The organism is Aquificaceae bacterium (assembly GCA_037722135.1).
GTDB lineage: Bacteria > Aquificota > Aquificia > Aquificales > Aquificaceae > Pampinifervens > Pampinifervens sericum.
In genome coordinates this window covers 1-9046 of sequence record JBBKAW010000031.1, presented here as the reverse complement: position 1 = coordinate 9046, position 9046 = coordinate 1, and the positions used below count along the sequence as shown (strand labels likewise).

Below are 9046 nucleotides of genomic sequence, written 5' to 3'. Positions count from 1 at the left end.
CCATACTTTTCTTCCAAATACTCCAAATACCTCTCCACGCTTACCCACCTTTTTAGCACCATACCTTGAGTAATAAGCCTAAGGAAGGGCTCTTTGTCCTTTACCAATCCAAGGTCATAAAGGAACTTTTGGAAAAACCTTGCATAAAGAAGGTGCAAGACCGCATGCTCTATACCGCCTATGTATAGGTCTACGGGCATCCAGAACTCCACCCTTTCTGGAGAGAAGGGCTTTTCTGAGTTTTTGGGGTCGCAAAAGCGTAAGAAATACCAGCTTGAGTCAAAGAAGGTATCCATTGTATCCGTCTCTCTTTTTGCAGGTCTTCCACACTTGGGGCAGGTGGTGTTGACAAACTCTGGGACTTTTTCAAGAGGGTTTCCATGACCTGTTATCTCCACCCTTTGAGGTAAAAGCACGGGAAGTTGGTCCTCTGGGACTGGCACTATTCCACAGTGGTCGCAGTAAACTATGGGTATAGGCGTGCCCCAGTATCTCTGTCTTGAAATGTTCCAGTCCCTTAGTCTGTAGGTTATTTTAAAGTCTCCAAGACCCTTTTCCTTAAGCCACTGGGTTATGGCTTTCTTTGCTTCTGTGGACTTCATCCCATTAAACTGTCCAGAGTTTATGAGAATACCCGGCTCTTCGTAGGCTCTGTCCTTTGGAAACTCTCCCTCCGGAGGTTTAACCACATACCTTATGGGTAGTCCATACTTTATGGCAAACTCATAGTCCCTTTGGTCATGAGCTGGCACGCACATTATGGCACCCGTGCCATACTCATAAAGCACATAGTTGGCGGTCCAAACGGGTATCTTCTCTCCCGTAGCAGGGTTTACCGCATAAACTCCAAGAAACACACCCTCCTTTTCTTCCTCTATCCCTCTTTCCCTTGTGGATTTTTGTTTCATGCGCTCCACAAAGCTCTTGACCTCTGAGAAGTTTCCTCTCTTTGCCAATTCAAGGGTAAGAGGATGCTCCGGTGCAAGCACTACAAAGGTAGCACCAAAGACCGTGTCTGGTCTTGTGGTAAAAACCTCTATGGGAATATCATCCACAAAGAATTTAAGGATAGCACCCTCTGACCTTCCTATCCAGTTTCTTTGCTGTGCTATAACCCTTTCTGGCCACTTGCCTTCAAGCTCCTTGAGGTCTTCCAAAAGCCTCTCCGCATAGGCGGTTATATTCAAATACCAAGAGGGCACTTCCCTTCTTACTATGGGTGTGCCACACCTCCAGCATCTCCCCTCTATAACCTGCTCATTGGCAAGCACCGTTTCATCGTTAGGACACCAGTTTACCTCTGCGGACTTCCTGTAGGCTAAGCCATGCTCAAAAAACTTGAGAAAAATCCATTGATTCCAACGATAATACTCAGGGTCGCAGGTGGCTATCTCCCTATCCCAATCGTAGGAAAAGCCAAGGCTCTTTAACTGCCTTTTCATATAGGCTATGTTTTCGTAGGTCCAGTTGGCAGGGTGGACTCCATGCTTTATGGCAGCGTTCTCTGCAGGCAATCCAAAGGCATCCCATCCCATAGGATGAAGCACCGAGTAGCCCTTAAACCTCATAAACCTTGCTATGGCATCTCCTATGGTATAGTTCCTCACATGTCCCATATGTATCCTGCCAGAGGGGTATGGAAACATCTCAAGCACATAGAGTTTCTTGCCCTCTTCCCTTGCTTTGAAAATACCTTGCTCTTCCCAAACTTTTTGCCACTTGGCTTCTATTTCCTGAGGCTTGTAGTCCATATTCATATTATAATTTTTCAAAACCAAAAAGGAGAGTGTCATGGAAGAACAACTTTACGCAGTACCTTTCAGCCTCGTGGGTTTCTTCTTCACCAACAAGCCTATAGAAGAGAGCATAAGAGGAGACCTCAGCCCCGAAGAGTTGGAGAAGCTCCAGGAGATAATAAGTAGGTTTCTCTTCACCGAAGGCGTTCAAGTAGCTCTATATCCTTCAGTGGTGCCACCAGACCAAGCGGAAGAGGCAGTGGAAGAGCTTGAGGATATGATTTTTGGAGAAGAGGAGGAGGAATGACAAAGGCGGTAGTCTGCGGTGCTCTTGGTAGGATGGGTAAAAGCATCCTAAGGCTCTCCCTTGAGTATTCCGACTTTCAGGTAGTTGCAGGAGTGGAGCATCCAGACTGTATAAGGTCTTATGACCTTGGTGAAGCCTCTGGTATAGAAGAGCTAAAGGGTCTTCCTCTCACTTCAAGGCTTGAAGAGGTGCTCGGTCTTTGTGATGTGGTTATAGAATTTTCAGGCAACACCACTGTAGCGGTTTCTCATGGAAAACTTTCCGCCCTTGCAGGAAAGGGTGTGGTAATTGGAACTACTGGCTTTAAGGAGCATGAGCTTGAGGAGCTAAAATCTTACTCAAAGCAAGCTCCCATACTTGTCTCGCCTAACATGAGTTTGGGCGTGAACCTACTTTTTAGGCTTGTGGAAATAGCAAGCAATGTCCTAAAGGGCAGAGGCTTTGATGCGGAGGTGCTTGAAATCCATCACAGATACAAAAAGGATGCACCAAGCGGAACCGCACTAAAACTTGAGGAGATACTCCTAAGGACTATGAACCTACAAAAGAGGGTCCATTGCAGAGACGGAATTGCACCAAGGGAGTTAGAAGAGGTGGGGGTTATGTCCCTTAGGGGTGGAGATGTGGTGGGTGAGCATACCGTCTACTTTTTTGGTTTTGGAGAAAGGCTTGAACTTACCCACAGGGCAAGCTCAAGGGATATATTTGCCAAGGGTGCAATAGAGGCGGCGAGATGGATAAAGGGCAAAAAGCCTGGTTGGTATTCCATGTTTGATGTTTTGGGGCTATGAGCTTTTACGAGACCATAGACCGTATAACTGCGGATGCGGGCATAAGAGTATGGGCTAAAAGCCTTGAGGAGCTTCTATGCAAAAGCATACTGGCAACCTTTAACGAAATAACGCCTATAGAGTCCATACCACCAACAGAAGAAAAGGTCATAGAGGTAAATTCAGAGCTTCCCTTCTTGCTTGCAGACCTAATAAACGAAGCTATCGTCCTGCATGAAGCGGAGCTGTTTGTAGCTTCAAAATGCGAACCATTGGAGGTCAGGGAAGACTATGCAAGGTTAAAACTCATTGGAGATAGGTTTGACCCACAGAAAAACGAGCCAAAGCTGGTAATAAAGGCGGCTACTTACCACGACCTTAAGGTAGAAAAGCAAGGAGACCTCTGGATAGCGGAGGTTATATTTGATATATGATGAGGCTCGGTGTAAACATAGACCATGTGGCAACCCTTAGGCAGGCAAGGAAAACCTTTGAGCCAAGCCCTCTTTTTGCAGCTTTGATTGCCCAGCAAGCAGGAGCACACCAGATTACCCTTCACCTAAGAGAGGACAGAAGGCATATACAAGAAGAAGACCTGGAGCTTATAAAAAAGGCAGTGCATGTGCCAGTAAACCTTGAAATGGCACCAACGGAGGAGATGAAGACTATAGCTCTAAGGGTTAAACCCAACAGAATAACCCTTGTCCCAGAAAGGAGAGAAGAGATAACCACAGAAGGTGGTTTAAACGTGCTGGCTATGAAGGAATATCTGAAGGAATACCTAAAAGACCTCAAGGAAGCTGGAATAGAGGTTTCCCTTTTCATAGAACCAGAAGAGCCCCAAGTATATGCAAGTAAGGAAGTGGGGGCTGATGCTGTGGAACTTCACACCGGAAGGTATGCGAACCTTTTCAACTCACACAAAATTGAGGAAGCAAAGAAAGAAATACAAAGACTAAAAGAAGCTGGTCTAAAGGCAAGGTCTCTGGGTCTAAGGGTTTACGCAGGACATGGTCTTACATACAAAAACACTTCTTTACTTGTAGAAGCTTTGAGGGATGTGGTAGAAGAGCTAAACGTGGGTCATTCTATAATCTCCAACGCACTTCTATGGGGTATGGAAAGGGCTGTCAAGGAGTTCTTGCAACTACTTAGGGATTAGCTATATTTATACATTGTTATGGCGAAGAAGGAAGAGCTAAGAGAAGAATACCTTGAGGAACAAGTGGAGGAGTTAAGAAAAGATTTGTTTAAGCTCTTTGAGGTCTTGTTGCCACCAAAGGAGGTAAGGAGGGAGGTGATGAAGAATCTATACACCATTGAGCTTTCCTTTTGGAAGATAATCAAGACCATAGTAGACTACGAAGTGCAGAGGCTTGAAAGCAGAGTGGAAGGAAGGGAGAAAAAGGAAAGGGTGAAAAGAATAGAGGTGGAGTAAAATATATTCGTGCTTAGAGATATTGGTCTTATATTCCTTGCTTTTAGGGTTTTGCTTTTTGCCTTCTTTCTTGGGCTATCTATAGATAAGTCCCCGTGGGAGAAAGCTGTCATAATTATACCTGCCAGTGTTTACCTATCCCTTAGTATATATAATTTTCTCTATCCAGGCAAACTAAGGCTGTTTAAAAACTACGGAGACCTTTTTTTCCTACCTTTGCTTGTCTTTCTCTCCGGTCATAAAGAGGCGTTGCTTGCACTTACTGCACCAATAGCTATCTACACGAGCAGAAACGCTCTTAGGGGTATACTCTTCCTCTGGTTTTTTGTAGGTTTAGCCTTTTATTACTATGGTGTTTGGGGATTTGTGCTTTTACCAGTTTCTCTCGCCCTTTTTATGGCATCCTTACATCCAGACCTTGTGGAGGCTTTAAGGAAGGAAAGGTTCTACATAAGAAACTTAAGAAAGTCCTATTCCAAATTAACTGGTGAATATGCCAGATTAGAAAAGCGTTCTCAAAATGCGGACGGACTGCTTCTTGACCTGCTTGTCCAGAGCAAAGACATTTACGAGTATCTAAGAAATGTAAAAGATGCCTTTGAGTTGAAAATGGTAAGCATAACGCCTTCCAAAGGGGATTACATGAAAGAGCCAGTGGTTGACATGGATAGTCAACGCTATTGCGTTCCTGTAAGGCTTGAAAGGGGAGAGGTCAATGTGTGCTTTCATGTAAATAACCCTATGCAACTTTATGATAAGGGGCTACTTAAAACCCTTGAAAGGGCAGGAAAGCTTATAAATTTATACATAGAAGGTCTTGAAGAAAGACCTCAGGCAAAAGTTATAGCGGTGTGAGGTGATAACATGGAGGTTTTAGAGGAAAAGGAAGAGGTTCTTGACCTTACAGGGCTCATGTGCCCTTTGCCTGTGGTGATGACCTCGGAAAAAATGAGGAAACTAAAGGAAGGTCAAAAACTCGTGGTTATATCCACAGACCCAGGCTTTGAGAGGGATATACTAAGCTGGTGTGGTCAAACGGGTAATGAGCTTGTAAGTCTCAAGAAGGAAGATGGCAAAGTGGTTGCAGTGCTGAGGAAAGGCTCTCAAGCCATAGAACCCTCTCTATGGTATTGGATCAAGTTTCACTCTCTGGGGGTCAAGCTCCATGTAAGGCATATCCTCATGAGCTTAAACCCTTTTATCAAAAAACCTGACCACTTTATAACCTTTACCGCCATATCGGAAGGCACAAGGGCGGAGAAGTTTTTAGGTGGCAGAGCCAAGCTCATACCCATACCCGATGAGATTGACCCAAGATGCGGTGTGGTGCTTGCGGTGCATGGCTACAAGGAGGCAAAGGAGATATACGACCAACTACAAAAAGAGGGCTTTGGTGTAGAGGCTATATACAAGAAGGAAGGTAAGGAATACAGGAGGGTCTATCCATAGGAGTTTTGGAAAGGATAGTTGAGAACAAGAAGACTGAGATAAGGAAGGACGCAGACTATATAAAGGCTTTGGAGGAAAGGGCAAGCCTTAGGGACTCCTTCTTTTCCTTTGAGAAGGCTCTTTGCTCCTGTAGGACAAGGATTATAGCAGAGGTCAAAAGGGCTTCGCCTTCCGAGGGCAGAATAAAAGACATATCCGCAGGGGAGCAAGCCAAACTCTATGAAAAAGCAGGCGCGGTAGCCATATCTGTGCTTACAGATAAGAAGTTCTTTAACGGCTCTCTTGAGGACTTGTATGAGGTAAGACAGAGGGTAAGCCTTCCCTTGCTTAGAAAGGACTTTATCCTTGACCCTGTGCAAGTTCTTGAAGCAAAGGCTTATGGTGCGGATATAGTGCTTCTAATAGTTAGGATTTTAGAGGATGGACTACTGAGAGACCTTCTGGATTACGCCAAAGAGCTTGGTCTTTCTCCTCTTGTAGAGGTCTTTAGCCTTGAGGAAGCGGAAAGGGCTCTAAAAGCTGGTGCTTACATAATAGGCATAAACAACAGAGACCTTGACACCCTTAAGGTAGACATAAGTCTTTCTGAAAGACTTGCACCAAAGATAAAGGAGATGGGAGCAAGGTTTGTGATAGCGGAGAGCGGTATAGAAAACCGTGAGCAGGTTCTAAGGCTTGAGAACGCAGGAGTTGATGCTTTTCTTGTGGGGACGAGCCTTATGAAAAGCCAAGACCCTGTAAAAAAACTGAGAGAATTAATGGGTTATAATTTCTAAAAGGAGGTAGTCCCGTGAAAAACACCCTTGACCTAAACCTCATGGAAGAACTATCAAACCTTGAATACTTTATTGTCAAAGCTCCAGTCAATACTCAAGAATTTTGGAAGGAATGGCAGGAAAAGTATTCAAGAGCCTTTGTGTCAAGAATTGCAGTAAAGAAGCTCTTAAGGACAAGAAAACTGAGCTACGAAGATATAAAAAGATACAAGGCACTCCTTGAGGTTTACGAGGATATAGTCTTTTACCTTGAGAACATCAAAAGACTTGCTTTGAATTTGAGAGGCATCTTTGAAACAAACGAAAACCCTGAGTTTGATGACGAGGATATAGACTTTGACTTTTAGGAGGTAGTCCATGCCCTTTAGAAAAAAAACGCTCAGAGATGTGGAGCTAAAGGGTAAAAGGGTTTTAGTAAGGGTAGACTTTAATGTGCCTATGGACGAGCTTGGAAACATAGAAGATGATACGAGAATAAGGGCAAGCCTGCCAACCATTGAGTATCTGCTGGACGCAAAAGCGAAGATAATTCTTATGTCTCATCTTGGAAGACCAAAGGGAAGAGATGAAAAGTTTAGCCTTGCACCCGTGGCAAAGAGGCTCTCAAGATATCTTAACCGAGATGTTAAACTCCTTCCTGACTGTGTGGGTGAGGAGGTGGAAAAAGAGGTTATGAGAATGCAGGAGGGGGATGTGGTGCTTTTGGAAAACTTGAGGTTTCACGAAGGAGAAAGTAAAGGGCATGAGGAGTTTGCCAAAAGTCTGGCAAAACTTGGAGAGGTCTATGTGAGCGACGCCTTTGGCACATGCCACAGAAAGCATGCTTCTGTATACCTTGTTCCACAGATTCTAAAACCTGCAGTAATGGGCTTTTTACTTGAAAAGGAGATAAGCTACTTTGAGAAGGCTATGGTAAACCCACAAAGACCCGTGGTTGCCATAATAGGGGGTGCAAAGGTCTCCTCCAAGCTGGGAATTATAAAGAACCTTCTCAAAAGGGTGGACAAGCTCTTTATAGGTGGTGCTATGGCTTTTACCTTTATAAAGGCTATGGGCTACAAGGTGGGGAACTCTCTTGTGGAGGACGAACTCATACCAACCGCAAAGGACATTTTAGAGGTTGCTCAAAAGCTGGATGTGAGGCTCTATCTTCCTGTAGATTTTGTGATAGGAAGAGAGGTTTCAGACAATACACCCACAAGGGTAGTCCCATGGCAAGAAATACCAGAGGGTTGGATGGGTCTTGACATAGGTCCCGTTTCTGTAGGTCTTTTGAGGGAGATAGTGTCGGACGCTCAGACCATAGTGTGGAACGGACCCATGGGTGTGTTTGAGCTTGATAGGTTCAAAGATGGCACCTATGAGACCGCAAAACTCCTTGCCCAATCTCCTGCTCTTACCATCGCAGGCGGGGGAGATACAGACCATGCCATACACAGAGCTGGAGTGTATAACGCCATAGACTTTGTCTCCACAGGTGGTGGTGCCTTTTTGGAGCTCTTAGAGGGCAACAGCCTTCCTTGTATAGAAGTGTTGGACGATGCGTGAGCTTGAGATTTTCCTAAGAGTCGCAAAAGAGGCAAGCCTTCTGGGAGGACAAGTCCTAAAGGAGTTTTACAGAAAAGAAGACAACCTTGTAATGGAAAAGGGGGAAAAGGACATATACAGCCTTGCGGACAAGCTATCGGAAGAAAGGATTAGAGAACACATACAAAAACACTTACCAGACCACAAGATAGTAGGAGAAGAAGAGGGAGGCTCTGCGGACGGTGAATATGTGTGGTATATAGACCCTCTTGATGGGACAAAGAACTACATAGCAGGCTTTCCAATTTTCGGAACTTCCGTGGGGCTTTTATACAGAGGAGAGCCTATTGTAGGAGCGGTATACTTACCTGCCTTTGACAGCCTCTACTGGGCTCTAAAGGGGGGTGGTGCCTTCAAAAATGGAAAGCCTATAAGGATTAGGCAGAAGGCTAAGCTCAAGCAGTGCTATGTTGCCTATGGTTATCCCTCAAGGGCAAAAAGGAACTTGAATTCTTATTGGAACATATTCAGAGAGGTCTTTGACAAGGTAGGTGCGATGAGAAGACCCGGCGCCGCAGCGGTAGACCTTTGCTTTCTTGCAGAGGGTGTCTTTGATGGGCTGTTAGAGTTTGAGCTAAACCCATGGGATGTGGTTGCCGGCTCTCTTATAGCCAAAGAGGCAGGTGCCAAAGTGGCACTAACCAAAGGCTTCTCTATGGGAACGGATGTTTATGCGGGGAACGACCTATGCTTTCCCTTTATACAGGAAGTGCTTAAATTAAACCTTGAGGAGTTTCATGAGCTTAGCCTATAAGTATAGACCACACTATACGGTAGAGGACTATCTTAGATGGCAAGGGGACTGGGAGTTAATAGAGGGCATTCCCTATGCCATGGCTTCGCCAAGACCTATAAACCAATACCTTCTTAACGAACTTGGTGCTTTTTTAAGAAATGTTTTTTTGCAGGAAGAATGTAGCATTTGCAAAGTTTACGTGGAGCTTGACTGGTATGTATCCTTTGACACGGTCATAAGACCAGAC

The 9046-nt window shown here is 44.8% G+C and carries 13 protein-coding genes; 12 read left to right on the top strand and 1 reads right to left on the bottom strand.

Features of this window, described 5'->3' with window-relative positions; all coding sequences use genetic code 11:
* A partial coding sequence (leuS, locus tag WKI49_02130) for a leucine--tRNA ligase (GenBank protein MEJ7621301.1) occupies positions 1-1751 on the bottom strand: 1751 nt, incomplete at its 3' end.
* Positions 1752-1791: 40 nt separating this feature from the next.
* Between leuS and WKI49_02125 the strand changes: the two genes are divergently transcribed.
* The 12 genes from WKI49_02125 to WKI49_02070 all read left to right on the top strand — a co-directional run.
* The gene (locus tag WKI49_02125; GenBank protein ID MEJ7621300.1) at positions 1792-2043 is read left to right on the top strand and encodes a hypothetical protein; all 252 of its coding nucleotides are present in this window, start codon (positions 1792-1794) and stop codon (positions 2041-2043) included.
* On the top strand, positions 2040-2834 hold the full coding sequence (dapB, locus tag WKI49_02120) for a 4-hydroxy-tetrahydrodipicolinate reductase (protein ID MEJ7621299.1): 795 nt from the start codon (positions 2040-2042) through the stop codon (positions 2832-2834). The genes WKI49_02125 and dapB overlap by 4 nt, the downstream gene beginning before the upstream one ends.
* Positions 2831-3247: an archease gene (locus tag WKI49_02115; GenBank protein ID MEJ7621298.1), complete on the top strand. Its 417-nt coding sequence runs from the start codon at positions 2831-2833 to the stop codon at positions 3245-3247. Before dapB ends, WKI49_02115 begins: the two co-directional genes overlap by 4 nt.
* Complete coding sequence (gene pdxJ / locus WKI49_02110; protein ID MEJ7621297.1) at positions 3247-3975, top strand: pyridoxine 5'-phosphate synthase; 729 nt, start codon at positions 3247-3249, stop codon at positions 3973-3975. Before WKI49_02115 ends, pdxJ begins: the two co-directional genes overlap by 1 nt.
* An 18-nt stretch (positions 3976-3993) precedes the next feature.
* On the top strand, positions 3994-4251 hold the full coding sequence (locus tag WKI49_02105; GenBank protein ID MEJ7621296.1) for a hypothetical protein: 258 nt from the start codon (positions 3994-3996) through the stop codon (positions 4249-4251).
* Positions 4252-4260: 9 nt separating this feature from the next.
* Positions 4261-5106, top strand: a complete 846-nt coding sequence (locus WKI49_02100) for a hypothetical protein (GenBank protein MEJ7621295.1) — start codon at positions 4261-4263, stop codon at positions 5104-5106.
* A gap of 9 nt (positions 5107-5115) precedes the next feature.
* Positions 5116-5700, top strand: a complete 585-nt coding sequence (locus tag WKI49_02095) for a sulfurtransferase TusA family protein (protein ID MEJ7621294.1) — start codon at positions 5116-5118, stop codon at positions 5698-5700.
* A gap of 5 nt (positions 5701-5705) precedes the next feature.
* A complete protein-coding gene (trpC, locus tag WKI49_02090; GenBank protein MEJ7621293.1) occupies positions 5706-6476 on the top strand; it encodes an indole-3-glycerol phosphate synthase TrpC in 771 nt (256 codons plus the stop codon).
* Between the two features lie 14 nt (positions 6477-6490).
* Positions 6491-6823, top strand: coding sequence for a hypothetical protein (locus WKI49_02085; GenBank protein MEJ7621292.1), 333 nt, complete (start codon positions 6491-6493; stop codon positions 6821-6823).
* 10 nt (positions 6824-6833) lie between these two features.
* Positions 6834-8024, top strand: coding sequence for a phosphoglycerate kinase (locus WKI49_02080; GenBank protein MEJ7621291.1), 1191 nt, complete (start codon positions 6834-6836; stop codon positions 8022-8024).
* Positions 8017-8817, top strand: coding sequence for an inositol monophosphatase family protein (locus WKI49_02075; GenBank protein MEJ7621290.1), 801 nt, complete (start codon positions 8017-8019; stop codon positions 8815-8817). Before WKI49_02080 ends, WKI49_02075 begins: the two co-directional genes overlap by 8 nt.
* Positions 8801-9046 (top strand): Uma2 family endonuclease (locus WKI49_02070; GenBank protein ID MEJ7621289.1); only part of this gene is annotated, 246 nt, incomplete at its 3' end. The genes WKI49_02075 and WKI49_02070, both read left to right, overlap by 17 nt.